Origin of the sequence: Klebsiella sp. Q2, from assembly GCF_009900705.1 — a bacterium.
Classification (GTDB): domain Bacteria; phylum Pseudomonadota; class Gammaproteobacteria; order Enterobacterales; family Enterobacteriaceae; genus Klebsiella; species Klebsiella quasipneumoniae.
On the sequence record NZ_JAAABE010000012.1, the window covers coordinates 1 to 12,661 of the forward strand.

Below are 12,661 nucleotides of genomic sequence, written 5' to 3' on the forward strand. Positions count from 1 at the left end.
GGTGTTCTGCTGCGTGGTATCAAACGTGAAGAAATCGAACGTGGTCAGGTACTGGCTAAGCCGGGCACCATCAACCCGCACACCAAGTTCGAATCTGAAGTGTACATCCTGTCCAAAGACGAAGGCGGTCGTCATACTCCGTTCTTCAAAGGCTACCGTCCGCAGTTCTACTTCCGTACAACTGACGTGACTGGCACCATCGAACTGCCGGAAGGCGTAGAGATGGTAATGCCGGGCGACAACATCAAAATGGTTGTTACCCTGATCCACCCGATCGCGATGGACGACGGTCTGCGTTTCGCAATCCGTGAAGGCGGCCGTACCGTTGGCGCGGGCGTTGTAGCTAAAGTTCTGGGCTAATTCGTTAGCTTTGAATAAAAAAGGGCGCTTCGGCGCCCTTTTTGCTGTCCGTCGTTCAGCGAAAAAGGCGGTTATGCTGGCGATTCATAACGTGCGCTGCGGCGGATAATGAGTAAATGGTCTATTGTAATCATAACTATTCTCATTTAATATTTGTGCATAAATTGAACGGGAGTTTATATGTACGTTTGTTTGTGCAATGGCATCAGCGATAAAAAAATTCGCCAGGTTGTCCGCCAGTTTCAACCGCAATCTTTTCAGCAATTACGTAAGTTTGTTCCCGTTGGAAATCAATGCGGTAAGTGTGTTCGCGCGGCGCGGGAAGTTATGGAAGATGAATTAACCACCATGCCGGAATTCAAAGAAATCGCCTGAAGTCCACGCTTCTCTTTTGACATCCCTATAGGCCGGACTACGCTTCAATGAGTGGAAGCGGAGGGACTATATAATGAAAGGTGATGTCAAAATCATAAGTTATCTCAATAAATTATTGGGAAATGAGCTGGTCGCAATTAATCAGTACTTTCTCCATGCGAGAATGTTCAAAAACTGGGGCCTGATGCGCCTCAACGATATCGAGTACCACGAATCCATCGACGAAATGAAGCATGCCGATAAATACATCGAGCGTATTCTTTTTCTCGAAGGTATCCCTAATCTGCAGGATCTCGGCAAACTTGGCATCGGTGAAGATGTAGAAGAGATGCTGCAGTCCGATTTAAGACTGGAGCTGGAAGGGGCGCAAAATCTGCGCGAGGCGATCGCCTATGCCGACAGCGTCCATGACTACGTCAGCCGCGATATGATGATTGAGATCCTGGCGGATGAAGAAGGCCATATTGACTGGCTGGAAACCGAACTCGATCTGATCGGCAAAATCGGCCTGCAAAATTACCTGCAGTCGCAGATCAAAGTGTCAGACTAGCCAGCGTCTGACACCCACAGCAGAAACCCGCGGCCGTCAGAAATGGCCCAAACGGCAGCGGGTTGTTCCCCCTCCATTTACTGCTCCCGCCGTACCTGGCGTGCAAACCTGATACTGCCCACACCGTGCCAGCGAGCAGCGATGCCACCAGTAGCAGCTGCGGCAACAATTGCCAGCCATGCCAGGCGCCTAGGGCGGCGAGATATTTGATATCCCCATACCCCAACCCCTCATAGCCGCGGATCCCGCGATATAGCCAGTAAAGCGCAGCCAAACACAGATAGCCGCCTATCGCTCCCCAGACGGCATCATGAAGGTGGTGCGGCGCCAGACAGAGATAAAAAAGTAAACCACTCCACAGCAGGGGACAGGTGTAACGGTCGGGCAGCAGGCCGTGACGCAGGTCCTGGTGGCATAAGGCTAAGGTCAATCCGCTATAACACAGCAAGAAGGGGAGGGCGGCGAGCATGGTTAACCCCGTAATCGTCAAAGAACATCGCCTCACTATGCTTATTGACCCCCGTTTGGTGCAAAAAGGACTTTCCAGGAATGGATGGCGCCATCCGCGTTAATTTGCCGTGTTTTCGGCACGTACAATTCTCTAGCGCGAAGGCGCGCAAATCCTGGTGATGATTTTCTAAACAGCACTTGCGTAGCGCCAGAATTTGCGTATAATGCGCGGGCCTGTCAAAGTTGACGGCCGGTTCAATATGAACCCTGGTAATCGCAGTTGGGTTATCAAACAATGTCCCCAATCGGGGGACTATGTAAGAACGGTTACACTCTCCCATCAATCGTAATGGGTATGAGGAGTAATCATTTCGTCTATAAAATAATTGGAGCTCTGGTCTCATGCAGAACCAAAGAATCCGTATCCGCCTGAAAGCGTTTGATCATCGTCTGATCGATCAATCAACCGCGGAAATCGTCGAGACTGCTAAGCGCACTGGTGCGCAAGTCCGTGGTCCGATCCCGCTGCCGACCCGCAAAGAGCGCTTTACCGTTCTGATCTCCCCGCACGTCAACAAAGACGCGCGTGACCAGTACGAAATTCGCACTCACAAGCGTCTGGTTGACATCGTTGAGCCAACTGAAAAAACCGTTGATGCTCTGATGCGTCTGGATCTGGCTGCCGGTGTAGACGTGCAGATCAGCCTGGGTTAATCAGGTCATCGAGCGATTGAGAGGTTGAAACAATGATTGGTTTAGTCGGTAAAAAAGTGGGCATGACCCGCATCTTCACTGAAGATGGCGTTTCTATCCCAGTAACCGTAATCGAAGTTGAAGCAAACCGTGTTACTCAGGTTAAAGACCTGGCTAACGATGGCTACCGCGCAATCCAGGTTACCACCGGTGCTAAAAAAGCTAACCGTGTAACCAAGCCGGAAGCGGGTCACTTCGCTAAAGCTGGCGTTGAAGCTGGCCGTGGTCTGTGGGAATTCCGTCTGGCTGACGGCGAAGAATTCACCGTAGGTCAGAACATTAGCGTTGAACTGTTTGCTGACGTTAAAAAAGTTGACGTAACCGGTACCTCTAAAGGTAAAGGTTTTGCTGGTACCGTTAAGCGCTGGAACTTCCGTACCCAGGACGCTACTCACGGTAACTCCTTGTCTCACCGCGTTCCGGGTTCTATCGGTCAGAACCAGACTCCGGGCAAAGTGTTCAAAGGCAAGAAAATGGCAGGTCAGCTGGGTAATGAGCGTGTAACCGTTCAGAGCCTGGACGTAGTACGTGTTGACGCTGAGCGCAACCTGCTGCTGGTTAAAGGTGCTGTCCCGGGTGCGACCGGTAGCGACCTGATCGTTAAACCAGCTGTGAAGGCGTGAGGAGATAGCAATGGAATTAGTATTGAAAGACGCGCAGAGCGCGCTGACTGTTTCCGAAACTACCTTCGGTCGTGATTTCAACGAAGCGCTGGTTCACCAGGTTGTTGTTGCTTATGCAGCTGGTGCGCGTCAGGGCACTCGTGCTCAGAAGACTCGTGCTGAAATCACTGGCTCCGGTAAAAAACCGTGGCGCCAGAAAGGTACCGGCCGTGCGCGTTCTGGTTCTATCAAGAGCCCGATCTGGCGTTCCGGTGGCGTGACCTTTGCTGCTCGTCCGCAGGACCACAGTCAAAAAGTTAACAAGAAGATGTACCGCGGCGCGCTGAAAAGCATCCTGTCCGAACTGGTACGTCAGGATCGTCTGATCGTTGTCGAGAAGTTCTCTGTTGAAGCGCCGAAAACTAAGCTGCTGGCACAGAAACTGAAAGACATGGCTCTGGAAGATGTGCTGATCATCACCGGTGAGCTGGACGAGAACCTGTTCCTGGCCGCACGTAACCTGCACAAGGTTGACGTACGTGATGCGAACGGTATCGACCCGGTTAGCCTGATCGCCTTCGACAAAGTCGTAATGACTGCTGATGCTGTTAAGCAAGTTGAGGAGATGCTGGCATGATTCGTGAAGAACGTCTGCTGAAGGTGCTGCGCGCACCGCACGTTTCTGAAAAAGCGTCTACTGCGATGGAAAAAACAAACACCATCGTTCTCAAAGTTGCTAAAGACGCGACCAAAGCAGAAATCAAAGCTGCTGTGCAGAAACTGTTTGAAGTCGAAGTCGAAGTCGTTAACACCCTGGTTGTTAAAGGGAAAGTTAAACGTCACGGACAGCGTATCGGTCGTCGTAGCGACTGGAAAAAAGCTTACGTCACCCTGAAAGAAGGCCAGAATCTGGACTTCGTTGGCGGCGCTGAGTAAGTCGGAGGAGTAATACAATGGCAGTTGTTAAATGTAAACCGACATCTCCGGGTCGTCGCCACGTCGTTAAAGTGGTTAACCCAGAGCTGCACAAGGGCAAACCTTTTGCTCCGTTGCTGGAAAAAAACAGCAAATCCGGTGGTCGTAACAACAATGGCCGTATCACCACCCGTCATATCGGTGGTGGCCACAAGCAGGCTTACCGTATTGTTGACTTCAAACGCAACAAAGATGGTATCCCGGCAGTTGTTGAACGTCTTGAGTACGATCCGAACCGCTCCGCGAACATCGCGCTGGTTCTGTACAAAGACGGCGAGCGCCGTTACATCCTGGCCCCGAAAGGCCTGAAAGCTGGCGACCAGATTCAGTCTGGCGTTGATGCTGCAATCAAAGCAGGCAACACCCTGCCGATGCGCAATATCCCGGTTGGTTCTACCGTTCATAACGTAGAAATGAAACCAGGTAAAGGCGGTCAGCTGGCTCGTTCCGCTGGTACTTACGTTCAGATCGTTGCTCGCGACGGTGCTTATGTCACCCTGCGTCTGCGTTCTGGTGAAATGCGTAAAGTCGAAGCAGACTGCCGCGCTACTCTGGGCGAAGTTGGCAATGCTGAGCATATGCTGCGCGTTCTGGGTAAAGCAGGTGCTGCACGCTGGCGTGGTGTTCGTCCTACCGTTCGCGGTACTGCGATGAACCCAGTAGACCACCCACATGGTGGTGGTGAAGGTCGTAACTTTGGTAAGCACCCGGTATCCCCGTGGGGCCTGCAGACCAAAGGTAAGAAGACCCGCAGCAACAAGCGTACTGATAAATTCATCGTACGTCGCCGTAGCAAATAATTTTAGAGGATAAGCCATGCCACGTTCTCTCAAGAAAGGTCCTTTTATTGACCTGCACTTGCTGAAGAAGGTAGAGAAAGCGGTGGAAAGCGGAGACAAGAAGCCCCTGCGCACTTGGTCCCGTCGTTCAACGATCTTTCCTAACATGATCGGTTTGACCATCGCTGTCCATAATGGTCGTCAGCACGTTCCAGTATTTGTTTCCGACGAAATGGTCGGTCACAAACTGGGTGAATTCGCACCGACTCGTACTTATCGCGGCCACGCTGCTGATAAAAAAGCGAAGAAGAAATAAGGTAGGAGGAAGAGATGGAAACTTTAGCTCAACATCGCCATGCTCGTTCTTCTGCTCAGAAGGTTCGCCTTGTAGCTGACCTGATTCGCGGTAAGAAAGTGTCGCAGGCCCTGGATATTCTGACCTACACCAACAAAAAAGCTGCTGTACTGGTCAAGAAGGTACTGGAATCTGCCATTGCTAACGCTGAACACAACGATGGCGCTGACATTGATGATCTGAAAGTTGCGAAAATTTTCGTAGACGAAGGCCCGAGCATGAAGCGCATTATGCCGCGTGCTAAAGGTCGTGCAGATCGCATCCTGAAGCGCACCAGCCACATCACTGTGGTTGTGTCCGATCGCTGAGACTCTGGAGACTAGCAATGGGTCAGAAAGTACATCCTAATGGTATTCGCCTGGGTATTGTCAAACCATGGAACTCTACCTGGTTCGCGAACACCAAAGAATTCGCTGACAACCTGGACAGCGATTTTAAAGTACGTCAGTTCCTGACTAAAGAACTGGCTAAAGCGTCTGTATCTCGCATCGTTATCGAGCGTCCGGCTAAGAGCATCCGTGTGACCATTCACACCGCTCGCCCGGGTATCGTTATCGGTAAGAAAGGCGAAGACGTAGAAAAACTGCGCAAGGTCGTAGCGGATATCGCTGGCGTACCTGCACAGATCAATATCGCCGAAGTTCGTAAACCTGAACTGGACGCAAAACTGGTTGCTGACAGCATCACTTCTCAGCTGGAACGTCGCGTTATGTTCCGTCGTGCGATGAAGCGTGCTGTACAGAACGCAATGCGTCTGGGCGCTAAAGGTATCAAAGTTGAAGTTAGCGGCCGTCTGGGCGGCGCGGAAATCGCACGTACCGAATGGTACCGTGAAGGTCGCGTACCGCTGCACACTCTGCGTGCTGACATCGACTACAACACCTCTGAAGCGCACACCACTTACGGTGTAATCGGCGTTAAGGTATGGATCTTCAAAGGTGAGATCCTGGGTGGTATGGCTGCTGTTGAACAACCGGAACCGGCTGCTCAACCTAAAAAGCAGCAGCGTAAAGGCCGTAAATAAGGAGCGTCGCTGATGTTACAACCAAAGCGTACAAAATTCCGTAAAGTGCACAAAGGCCGCAACCGTGGTCTGGCGCAGGGTACGGATGTTAGCTTCGGCACTTTCGGTCTGAAAGCTGTTGGCCGTGGTCGTCTGACTGCACGTCAGATCGAAGCAGCACGTCGTGCTATGACCCGTGCAGTTAAGCGTCAAGGTAAGATCTGGATCCGTGTATTCCCGGACAAACCGATCACCGAGAAGCCGCTGGAAGTTCGTATGGGTAAAGGTAAAGGTAACGTGGAGTACTGGGTTGCCTTGATTCAGCCGGGTAAAGTCCTGTATGAAATGGACGGTGTACCGGAAGAGCTGGCCCGTGAAGCATTCGGCCTGGCAGCAGCGAAACTGCCGATCAAAACCACCTTTGTAACTAAGACGGTGATGTAATGAAAGCAAAAGAGCTGCGTGAAAAAAGCGTTGAAGAGCTGAACGCTGAGCTGCTGAACCTGCTGCGTGAGCAGTTCAACCTGCGCATGCAGGCTGCAAGTGGCCAGCTGCAACAGACTCATCTGCTGAAGCAAGTGCGTCGTGATGTTGCACGCGTTAAGACTTTACTGACTCAGAAGGCGGGTGCGTAATGACCGATAAAATCCGTACTCTGCAAGGTCGCGTAGTTAGCGACAAAATGGAGAAATCCATTGTTGTTGCTATCGAACGTATGGTGAAACACCCGGTTTACGGCAAATTCATCAAACGTACGACCAAACTGCACGTACATGACGAGAACAACGAATGCGGTATCGGCGACAAGGTTGAAATCCGCGAATGCCGTCCGCTGTCCAAGACTAAGTCCTGGACGCTGGTTCGCGTTGTAGAGAAAGCGGTTCTGTAATAGAGTACGCATTCTCGATACGGATAAACGGCTCAGCGATGAGCCGTTTATTTTTTCTACCCATATCTGGTTTGTGGTGTTATAATGCCGCGCCCTCGATATGGGGCTTTTTAACGACCCTAATTTTCGGGTCTCAGTAGTAGTTGACATTAGCGGAGCACTAAAATGATCCAAGAACAGACTATGCTGAACGTCGCCGACAACTCCGGTGCACGTCGCGTAATGTGTATCAAGGTTCTGGGTGGCTCGCACCGTCGCTACGCAGGCGTAGGCGACATCATCAAGATCACCATCAAAGAAGCAATTCCGCGTGGTAAGGTCAAAAAAGGTGATGTGCTGAAGGCGGTAGTGGTGCGCACCAAGAAGGGTGTTCGTCGCCCGGACGGTTCTGTCATTCGCTTCGATGGTAATGCATGCGTTATTCTGAACAATAACAGCGAGCAGCCTATCGGTACGCGTATTTTTGGGCCGGTAACTCGTGAACTTCGTACCGAGAAGTTCATGAAAATTATCTCTCTGGCACCAGAAGTACTCTAAGGAGCGAATCATGGCAGCGAAAATCCGTCGTGATGACGAAGTTATCGTGTTAACCGGTAAAGATAAAGGTAAGCGCGGTAAAGTTAAGAATGTCCTGTCTTCCGGCAAGGTCATTGTTGAAGGTATCAACCTGGTTAAGAAACACCAGAAGCCGGTTCCGGCTCTGAACCAACCAGGCGGCATCGTTGAAAAAGAAGCTGCAATTCAGGTTTCTAACGTTGCAATCTTCAATGCGGCAACCGGCAAGGCTGACCGTGTAGGCTTTAGATTCGAAGACGGCAAAAAAGTCCGTTTCTTCAAGTCTAACAGCGAAACTATCAAGTAATTTGGAGTAGTACGATGGCGAAACTGCATGATTACTACAAAGACGAAGTAGTTAAGAAACTCATGACTGAGTTTAACTACAATTCTGTCATGCAAGTCCCTCGGGTCGAGAAGATCACCCTGAACATGGGTGTTGGTGAAGCGATCGCTGACAAGAAACTGCTGGATAACGCAGCAGCTGACCTGGCAGCAATCTCCGGTCAAAAACCGCTGATCACCAAAGCACGCAAATCAGTTGCAGGCTTCAAAATCCGTCAGGGCTATCCGATCGGCTGTAAAGTAACTCTGCGTGGCGAACGCATGTGGGAGTTCTTTGAGCGCCTGATCACTATTGCTGTACCGCGTATTCGTGACTTCCGCGGCCTGTCCGCTAAGTCTTTCGACGGTCGTGGCAACTACAGCATGGGTGTCCGTGAGCAGATCATCTTCCCAGAAATCGACTACGATAAAGTCGACCGCGTTCGTGGTTTGGATATTACCATTACCACTACTGCGAAATCTGACGAAGAAGGCCGTGCTCTGCTGGCTGCCTTTGACTTCCCGTTCCGCAAGTAAGGTAGGGTTACTTAATGGCTAAGCAATCAATGAAAGCACGCGAAGTAAAGCGCGTGGCTTTAGCTGATAAATTCTTCGCTAAACGCGCTGAACTGAAAGCTATCATCTCTGATGTGAACGCAACCGACGAAGATCGTTGGAATGCCGTTCTCAAGCTGCAGACTCTGCCGCGTGATTCCAGCCCGTCTCGTCAGCGTAACCGCTGCCGTCAAACAGGTCGTCCGCATGGTTTCCTGCGGAAGTTCGGGTTGAGCCGTATTAAGGTCCGTGAAGCCGCTATGCGCGGTGAAATCCCGGGTCTGAAAAAGGCTAGCTGGTAATTGTCACCAATTGAATCACGGGAGTAAAGACAGATGAGCATGCAAGATCCGATCGCGGATATGCTGACCCGTATCCGTAACGGTCAGGCCGCGAACAAAGCTGCGGTCACCATGCCTTCCTCCAAGCTGAAAGTGGCAATCGCCAACGTGCTGAAGGAAGAAGGTTTTATCGAAGATTTTAAAGTTGAAGGCGACACCAAGCCGGAACTGGAACTGACTCTTAAGTATTTCCAGGGTAAAGCTGTTGTAGAAAGCATTCAGCGTGTCAGCCGCCCAGGTCTGCGCATCTATAAGAAAAAAGATGAGCTGCCGAAAGTTATGGCCGGTCTGGGTATCGCAGTTGTTTCTACCTCTAAAGGTGTTATGACTGATCGTGCAGCGCGCCAGGCTGGTCTTGGTGGCGAAATTATCTGCTACGTAGCCTAATCGGAGGAAAAAATGTCTCGTGTTGCTAAAGCACCGGTCGTTGTTCCTGCCGGCGTTGATGTAAAAATCAACGGTCAGGTTATTACGATCAAAGGTAAAAACGGCGAGCTGACTCGTACTCTCAACGATGCTGTTGAAGTTAAACATGCAGATAATGCACTGACCTTCGGTCCGCGTGATGGTTACGCAGACGGTTGGGCTCAGGCTGGTACCGCGCGTGCCCTGCTGAACTCAATGGTTATCGGTGTTACCGAAGGCTTCACTAAGAAGCTGCAGCTGGTTGGTGTAGGTTATCGTGCAGCGGTCAAAGGGAATGTAGTAAACCTGGCTTTAGGTTTCTCTCACCCGGTTGATCATCAGCTGCCTGCGGGTATCACTGCAGAATGTCCGACTCAGACTGAAATCGTGCTGAAAGGCGCTGATAAGCAGGTGATCGGCCAGGTTGCAGCAGATCTGCGCGCCTACCGTCGTCCTGAGCCTTACAAAGGCAAGGGTGTTCGTTACGCCGACGAAGTCGTGCGTACCAAAGAGGCTAAGAAGAAGTAAGGTAACACTATGGATAAGAAATCTGCTCGTATCCGTCGTGCGACCCGCGCACGCCGCAAGCTCCAGGAGCTGGGCGCAACTCGCCTGGTGGTACATCGTACCCCGCGTCACATTTACGCACAGGTAATTGCACCGAATGGTTCTGAAGTTCTGGTAGCTGCTTCTACTGTAGAAAAAGCTATCGCTGAACAACTGAAGTACACCGGTAACAAAGACGCTGCTGCAGCTGTGGGTAAAGCTGTCGCTGAACGCGCTCTGGAAAAAGGCATCAAAGATGTTTCCTTTGACCGTTCCGGGTTCCAATATCATGGTCGTGTCCAGGCACTGGCAGATGCTGCCCGTGAAGCTGGCCTTCAGTTCTAAGGTAGAGGTGTAAGATGGCTCACATCGAAAAACAAGCTGGCGAACTGCAGGAAAAGCTGATCGCGGTAAACCGCGTATCTAAAACCGTTAAAGGTGGTCGTATTTTCTCCTTCACAGCTCTGACTGTAGTAGGCGATGGTAACGGTCGCGTTGGTTTTGGTTACGGTAAAGCGCGTGAAGTTCCAGCAGCGATCCAGAAAGCGATGGAAAAAGCCCGTCGCAATATGATTAACGTCGCGCTGAACCACGGCACCCTGCAGCACCCGGTTAAGGGTACTCACACGGGTTCTCGTGTATTCATGCAGCCGGCTTCCGAAGGTACCGGTATCATCGCCGGTGGTGCAATGCGCGCCGTTCTGGAAGTCGCTGGGGTTCGTAACGTTCTGGCTAAAGCGTATGGTTCCACTAACCCGATTAACGTGGTTCGTGCAACTATCGACGGTCTGGAAAACATGAAGTCCCCGGATATGGTCGCTGCCAAGCGTGGTAAATCCGTTGAAGAAATTCTGGGGAAATAAACCATGGCAAAGACTATTAAAATTACTCAAACCCGCAGTGCAATCGGTCGTCTGCCGAAACACAAGGCAACGCTGCTTGGCCTGGGTCTGCGTCGTATTGGTCACACCGTAGAGCGCGAGGATACTCCTGCTGTTCGTGGTATGGTCAACGCGGTTTCCTTCATGGTTAAAGTTGAGGAGTAAGAGATGCGTTTAAATACTCTGTCTCCGGCCGAAGGCTCCAAAAAGGCGGGTAAACGCCTGGGTCGTGGTATCGGTTCTGGCCTCGGTAAAACCGGTGGTCGTGGTCACAAAGGTCAGAAATCTCGTTCTGGCGGTGGCGTACGTCGCGGTTTCGAGGGTGGTCAGATGCCTCTGTACCGTCGTCTGCCGAAATTCGGCTTCACTTCTCGTAAAGCGATGATCACCGCAGAGATCCGTCTCTCCGATCTGGCTCACGTAGAAGGCGATGTAGTAGACCTGAACGCGCTGAAAGCGGCTAACATTATCGGTGTCCAGATCGAGTTCGCGAAAGTGATCCTGTCTGGTGAGGTAACTCGTCCGGTAACTGTTCGTGGCCTGCGTGTGACTAAAGGTGCTCGTGCTGCTATCGAAGCTGCTGGCGGTAAAATTGAGGAATAAGTAGCAGATGGCTAAACAACCGGGATTAGATTTTCAAAGTGCCAAAGGTGGCCTTGGCGAACTGAAACGCAGACTTCTGTTTGTGGTCGGTGCGCTGATAGTGTTCCGTATTGGCTCTTTTATTCCGATCCCTGGTATTGATGCCGCTGTACTTGCCAAACTGCTTGAGCAACAGCGAGGCACCATCATTGAAATGTTCAACATGTTCTCTGGTGGTGCTCTCAGCCGTGCTTCTATCTTTGCACTGGGGATTATGCCGTACATTTCGGCATCAATCATCGTGCAGCTGCTGACGGTGGTTTATCAACCGTTGGCAGAACTGAAGAAAGAAGGGGAGTCTGGTCGTCGTAAGATCAGCCAGTACACCCGCTACGGTACTCTGGTGCTGGCGATATTCCAGTCGATCGGTATTGCTACCGGTCTGCCGAATATGCCTGGTATGCAGGGCCTGGTGATTAATCCAGGCTTTGCATTCTATTTCACCGCTGTTGTCAGTCTGGTCACAGGGACTATGTTCCTGATGTGGCTCGGCGAACAGATCACTGAACGCGGTATCGGTAACGGTATCTCGATCATTATCTTCGCCGGTATCGTTGCGGGACTCCCGCCGGCCATCGCCCATACTATCGAGCAAGCGCGTCAAGGCGACCTGCACTTCCTCCTGTTGCTGTTGGTTGCAGTATTAGTATTTGCAGTGACCTTCTTTGTTGTATTCGTTGAACGTGGTCAACGCCGCATTGTGGTAAACTACGCGAAACGTCAACAGGGTCGTCGTGTCTATGCTGCACAGAGCACACATTTACCGCTGAAAGTGAATATGGCGGGGGTAATCCCGGCAATCTTCGCTTCCAGTATTATACTGTTCCCGGCAACCATCACGTCATGGTTCGGGGGTGGTACTGGTTGGAACTGGCTGACAACAATTTCGCTGTATTTGCAGCCTGGGCAACCGCTTTATGTGTTACTCTATGCGTCTGCAATCATCTTCTTCTGTTTCTTCTACACGGCGTTGGTTTTCAACCCGCGTGAAACAGCAGATAACCTGAAGAAGTCCGGTGCATTTGTACCAGGAATTCGTCCGGGAGAGCAAACGGCGAAGTATATCGATAAAGTGATGACTCGCCTGACTCTGGTTGGTGCGTTGTACATTACTTTTATCTGCCTGATCCCGGAGTTCATGCGTGACGCGATGAAAGTGCCGTTCTACTTCGGTGGGACCTCGCTGCTTATCGTTGTTGTCGTGATTATGGACTTTATGGCTCAAGTGCAAACTCTGATGATGTCCAGTCAGTATGAGTCTGCATTGAAGAAGGCGAACCTGAAAGGCTACGGCCGCTAAAACTGGTCGCCCGAGAAGTTA

25 protein-coding genes and 1 pseudogene are annotated in these 12,661 nt (G+C 51.2%); 25 read left to right on the plus strand and 1 reads right to left on the minus strand.

The window, feature by feature from the left end; genetic code table 11:
- From tuf to bfr, 3 genes and pseudogenes are all read left to right on the plus strand, one after another.
- Nucleotides 1-360: pseudogene (gene tuf, locus GT756_RS25265) on the plus strand (elongation factor Tu); the annotation flags it as partial.
- A gap of 180 nt (nt 361-540) precedes the next feature.
- Nucleotides 541-735 (plus strand): bacterioferritin-associated ferredoxin, encoded by a 195-nt coding sequence (gene bfd / locus GT756_RS25270; RefSeq protein ID WP_017900608.1) that lies wholly within the window; start codon nt 541-543, stop codon nt 733-735.
- Nucleotides 736-808: 73 nt separating this feature from the next.
- Nucleotides 809-1,285: a bacterioferritin gene (gene bfr, locus GT756_RS25275; RefSeq protein ID WP_004206792.1), complete on the plus strand. Its 477-nt coding sequence runs from the start codon at nt 809-811 to the stop codon at nt 1,283-1,285.
- On the opposite strand, the gene GT756_RS25280 is transcribed toward bfr, so the two are convergent.
- Nucleotides 1,269-1,754, minus strand: coding sequence for an A24 family peptidase (locus GT756_RS25280; protein ID WP_048295653.1), 486 nt, complete (start codon nt 1,752-1,754; stop codon nt 1,269-1,271). The two genes, bfr and GT756_RS25280, sit on opposite strands and share 17 nt — an antisense overlap.
- A 383-nt stretch (nt 1,755-2,137) precedes the next feature.
- Between GT756_RS25280 and rpsJ the strand changes: the two genes are divergently transcribed.
- The 22 genes from rpsJ to secY all read left to right on the plus strand — a co-directional run bounded on the left by rpsJ (nt 2,138) and on the right by secY (nt 12,640).
- On the plus strand, nt 2,138-2,449 hold the full coding sequence (rpsJ, locus tag GT756_RS25285) for a 30S ribosomal protein S10 (protein WP_001181005.1): 312 nt from the start codon (nt 2,138-2,140) through the stop codon (nt 2,447-2,449).
- A 32-nt stretch (nt 2,450-2,481) separates the two neighbouring features.
- The gene (gene rplC, locus GT756_RS25290) at nt 2,482-3,111 is read left to right on the plus strand and encodes a 50S ribosomal protein L3 (protein WP_002919796.1); all 630 of its coding nucleotides are present in this window, start codon (nt 2,482-2,484) and stop codon (nt 3,109-3,111) included.
- A gap of 10 nt (nt 3,112-3,121) precedes the next feature.
- Nucleotides 3,122-3,727, plus strand: coding sequence for a 50S ribosomal protein L4 (rplD, locus tag GT756_RS25295; protein WP_002919794.1), 606 nt, complete (start codon nt 3,122-3,124; stop codon nt 3,725-3,727).
- Nucleotides 3,724-4,026, plus strand: coding sequence for a 50S ribosomal protein L23 (gene rplW / locus GT756_RS25300; protein WP_000617546.1), 303 nt, complete (start codon nt 3,724-3,726; stop codon nt 4,024-4,026). The genes rplD and rplW overlap by 4 nt, the downstream gene beginning before the upstream one ends.
- A gap of 17 nt (nt 4,027-4,043) precedes the next feature.
- Nucleotides 4,044-4,865 (plus strand): 50S ribosomal protein L2, encoded by an 822-nt coding sequence (rplB, locus tag GT756_RS25305; RefSeq protein ID WP_002919786.1) that lies wholly within the window; start codon nt 4,044-4,046, stop codon nt 4,863-4,865.
- Between the two features lie 16 nt (nt 4,866-4,881).
- Nucleotides 4,882-5,160: a 30S ribosomal protein S19 gene (gene rpsS / locus GT756_RS25310; RefSeq protein WP_001138115.1), complete on the plus strand. Its 279-nt coding sequence runs from the start codon at nt 4,882-4,884 to the stop codon at nt 5,158-5,160.
- Nucleotides 5,161-5,174: 14 nt separating this feature from the next.
- Nucleotides 5,175-5,507, plus strand: coding sequence for a 50S ribosomal protein L22 (gene rplV, locus GT756_RS25315; RefSeq protein WP_002919773.1), 333 nt, complete (start codon nt 5,175-5,177; stop codon nt 5,505-5,507).
- 17 nt (nt 5,508-5,524) lie between these two features.
- Nucleotides 5,525-6,223 carry a 30S ribosomal protein S3 gene (gene rpsC / locus GT756_RS25320; protein WP_002919766.1) on the plus strand — a complete coding sequence of 233 codons (699 nt, stop codon included), beginning with the start codon at nt 5,525-5,527 and terminating at the stop codon, nt 6,221-6,223.
- A gap of 12 nt (nt 6,224-6,235) precedes the next feature.
- Complete coding sequence (rplP, locus tag GT756_RS25325; RefSeq protein WP_002919759.1) at nt 6,236-6,646, plus strand: 50S ribosomal protein L16; 411 nt, start codon at nt 6,236-6,238, stop codon at nt 6,644-6,646.
- Nucleotides 6,646-6,837: a 50S ribosomal protein L29 gene (gene rpmC, locus GT756_RS25330; RefSeq protein ID WP_002919754.1), complete on the plus strand. Its 192-nt coding sequence runs from the start codon at nt 6,646-6,648 to the stop codon at nt 6,835-6,837. The genes rplP and rpmC overlap by 1 nt, the downstream gene beginning before the upstream one ends.
- On the plus strand, nt 6,837-7,091 hold the full coding sequence (rpsQ, locus tag GT756_RS25335; protein WP_002919751.1) for a 30S ribosomal protein S17: 255 nt from the start codon (nt 6,837-6,839) through the stop codon (nt 7,089-7,091). Before rpmC ends, rpsQ begins: the two co-directional genes overlap by 1 nt.
- Nucleotides 7,092-7,256: 165 nt before the next feature.
- The gene (gene rplN, locus GT756_RS25340) at nt 7,257-7,628 is read left to right on the plus strand and encodes a 50S ribosomal protein L14 (RefSeq protein ID WP_002919748.1); all 372 of its coding nucleotides are present in this window, start codon (nt 7,257-7,259) and stop codon (nt 7,626-7,628) included.
- A 10-nt stretch (nt 7,629-7,638) separates the two neighbouring features.
- Nucleotides 7,639-7,953, plus strand: a complete 315-nt coding sequence (rplX, locus tag GT756_RS25345) for a 50S ribosomal protein L24 (RefSeq protein WP_000729185.1) — start codon at nt 7,639-7,641, stop codon at nt 7,951-7,953.
- A gap of 14 nt (nt 7,954-7,967) precedes the next feature.
- Nucleotides 7,968-8,507 carry a 50S ribosomal protein L5 gene (gene rplE, locus GT756_RS25350; protein ID WP_001096200.1) on the plus strand — a complete coding sequence of 180 codons (540 nt, stop codon included), beginning with the start codon at nt 7,968-7,970 and terminating at the stop codon, nt 8,505-8,507.
- Nucleotides 8,508-8,521: 14 nt separating this feature from the next.
- Nucleotides 8,522-8,827, plus strand: a complete 306-nt coding sequence (gene rpsN, locus GT756_RS25355; RefSeq protein WP_002919667.1) for a 30S ribosomal protein S14 — start codon at nt 8,522-8,524, stop codon at nt 8,825-8,827.
- A gap of 33 nt (nt 8,828-8,860) precedes the next feature.
- Complete coding sequence (gene rpsH, locus GT756_RS25360; RefSeq protein WP_002919665.1) at nt 8,861-9,253, plus strand: 30S ribosomal protein S8; 393 nt, start codon at nt 8,861-8,863, stop codon at nt 9,251-9,253.
- A gap of 12 nt (nt 9,254-9,265) precedes the next feature.
- On the plus strand, nt 9,266-9,799 hold the full coding sequence (gene rplF / locus GT756_RS25365) for a 50S ribosomal protein L6 (protein ID WP_002919662.1): 534 nt from the start codon (nt 9,266-9,268) through the stop codon (nt 9,797-9,799).
- Between the two features lie 9 nt (nt 9,800-9,808).
- The gene (rplR, locus tag GT756_RS25370) at nt 9,809-10,162 is read left to right on the plus strand and encodes a 50S ribosomal protein L18 (protein ID WP_000358960.1); all 354 of its coding nucleotides are present in this window, start codon (nt 9,809-9,811) and stop codon (nt 10,160-10,162) included.
- Between the two features lie 14 nt (nt 10,163-10,176).
- Entirely contained in the window at nt 10,177-10,680 is a 504-nt protein-coding gene (rpsE, locus tag GT756_RS25375; RefSeq protein ID WP_002919545.1) for a 30S ribosomal protein S5, read from the plus strand.
- Between the two features lie 3 nt (nt 10,681-10,683).
- Nucleotides 10,684-10,863, plus strand: a complete 180-nt coding sequence (rpmD, locus tag GT756_RS25380) for a 50S ribosomal protein L30 (RefSeq protein WP_001140434.1) — start codon at nt 10,684-10,686, stop codon at nt 10,861-10,863.
- A gap of 3 nt (nt 10,864-10,866) precedes the next feature.
- On the plus strand, nt 10,867-11,301 hold the full coding sequence (gene rplO / locus GT756_RS25385) for a 50S ribosomal protein L15 (RefSeq protein ID WP_002919516.1): 435 nt from the start codon (nt 10,867-10,869) through the stop codon (nt 11,299-11,301).
- A gap of 7 nt (nt 11,302-11,308) precedes the next feature.
- The gene (gene secY, locus GT756_RS25390; RefSeq protein WP_002919515.1) at nt 11,309-12,640 is read left to right on the plus strand and encodes a preprotein translocase subunit SecY; all 1,332 of its coding nucleotides are present in this window, start codon (nt 11,309-11,311) and stop codon (nt 12,638-12,640) included.
- Nucleotides 12,641-12,661: the final 21 nt, after the last annotated feature.

Excerpts from the sequence above, each read along its gene's own strand:
- rplX (WP_000729185.1), top strand. The coding sequence starts at position 7,639 with ATGGCAGCGAAAATCCGTCGTGATGACGAAGTTATCGTGTTAACCGGT.
- rplF (WP_002919662.1), top strand. The coding sequence starts at position 9,266 with ATGTCTCGTGTTGCTAAAGCACCGGTCGTTGTTCCTGCCGGCGTTGAT.
- rplD (WP_002919794.1), top strand. The coding sequence starts at position 3,122 with ATGGAATTAGTATTGAAAGACGCGCAGAGCGCGCTGACTGTTTCCGAA.
- rpsJ (WP_001181005.1), top strand. The coding sequence starts at position 2,138 with ATGCAGAACCAAAGAATCCGTATCCGCCTGAAAGCGTTTGATCATCGT.
- rpsC (WP_002919766.1), top strand. The coding sequence starts at position 5,525 with ATGGGTCAGAAAGTACATCCTAATGGTATTCGCCTGGGTATTGTCAAA.
- bfd (WP_017900608.1), top strand. The coding sequence starts at position 541 with ATGTACGTTTGTTTGTGCAATGGCATCAGCGATAAAAAAATTCGCCAG.
- rplV (WP_002919773.1), top strand. The coding sequence starts at position 5,175 with ATGGAAACTTTAGCTCAACATCGCCATGCTCGTTCTTCTGCTCAGAAG.
- GT756_RS25280 (WP_048295653.1), bottom strand. The coding sequence starts at position 1,754 with ATGCTCGCCGCCCTCCCCTTCTTGCTGTGTTATAGCGGATTGACCTTA.
- rplO (WP_002919516.1), top strand. The coding sequence starts at position 10,867 with ATGCGTTTAAATACTCTGTCTCCGGCCGAAGGCTCCAAAAAGGCGGGT.
- rplE (WP_001096200.1), top strand. The coding sequence starts at position 7,968 with ATGGCGAAACTGCATGATTACTACAAAGACGAAGTAGTTAAGAAACTC.
- rplB (WP_002919786.1), top strand. The coding sequence starts at position 4,044 with ATGGCAGTTGTTAAATGTAAACCGACATCTCCGGGTCGTCGCCACGTC.
- rplN (WP_002919748.1), top strand. The coding sequence starts at position 7,257 with ATGATCCAAGAACAGACTATGCTGAACGTCGCCGACAACTCCGGTGCA.
- rpsH (WP_002919665.1), top strand. The coding sequence starts at position 8,861 with ATGAGCATGCAAGATCCGATCGCGGATATGCTGACCCGTATCCGTAAC.
- secY (WP_002919515.1), top strand. The coding sequence starts at position 11,309 with ATGGCTAAACAACCGGGATTAGATTTTCAAAGTGCCAAAGGTGGCCTT.
- rplC (WP_002919796.1), top strand. The coding sequence starts at position 2,482 with ATGATTGGTTTAGTCGGTAAAAAAGTGGGCATGACCCGCATCTTCACT.
- rpmD (WP_001140434.1), top strand. The coding sequence starts at position 10,684 with ATGGCAAAGACTATTAAAATTACTCAAACCCGCAGTGCAATCGGTCGT.
- rplW (WP_000617546.1), top strand. The coding sequence starts at position 3,724 with ATGATTCGTGAAGAACGTCTGCTGAAGGTGCTGCGCGCACCGCACGTT.
- bfr (WP_004206792.1), top strand. The coding sequence starts at position 809 with ATGAAAGGTGATGTCAAAATCATAAGTTATCTCAATAAATTATTGGGA.
- rpsQ (WP_002919751.1), top strand. The coding sequence starts at position 6,837 with ATGACCGATAAAATCCGTACTCTGCAAGGTCGCGTAGTTAGCGACAAA.
- rpsE (WP_002919545.1), top strand. The coding sequence starts at position 10,177 with ATGGCTCACATCGAAAAACAAGCTGGCGAACTGCAGGAAAAGCTGATC.
- rpsS (WP_001138115.1), top strand. The coding sequence starts at position 4,882 with ATGCCACGTTCTCTCAAGAAAGGTCCTTTTATTGACCTGCACTTGCTG.
- rpmC (WP_002919754.1), top strand. The coding sequence starts at position 6,646 with ATGAAAGCAAAAGAGCTGCGTGAAAAAAGCGTTGAAGAGCTGAACGCT.
- rplP (WP_002919759.1), top strand. The coding sequence starts at position 6,236 with ATGTTACAACCAAAGCGTACAAAATTCCGTAAAGTGCACAAAGGCCGC.
- rplR (WP_000358960.1), top strand. The coding sequence starts at position 9,809 with ATGGATAAGAAATCTGCTCGTATCCGTCGTGCGACCCGCGCACGCCGC.
- rpsN (WP_002919667.1), top strand. The coding sequence starts at position 8,522 with ATGGCTAAGCAATCAATGAAAGCACGCGAAGTAAAGCGCGTGGCTTTA.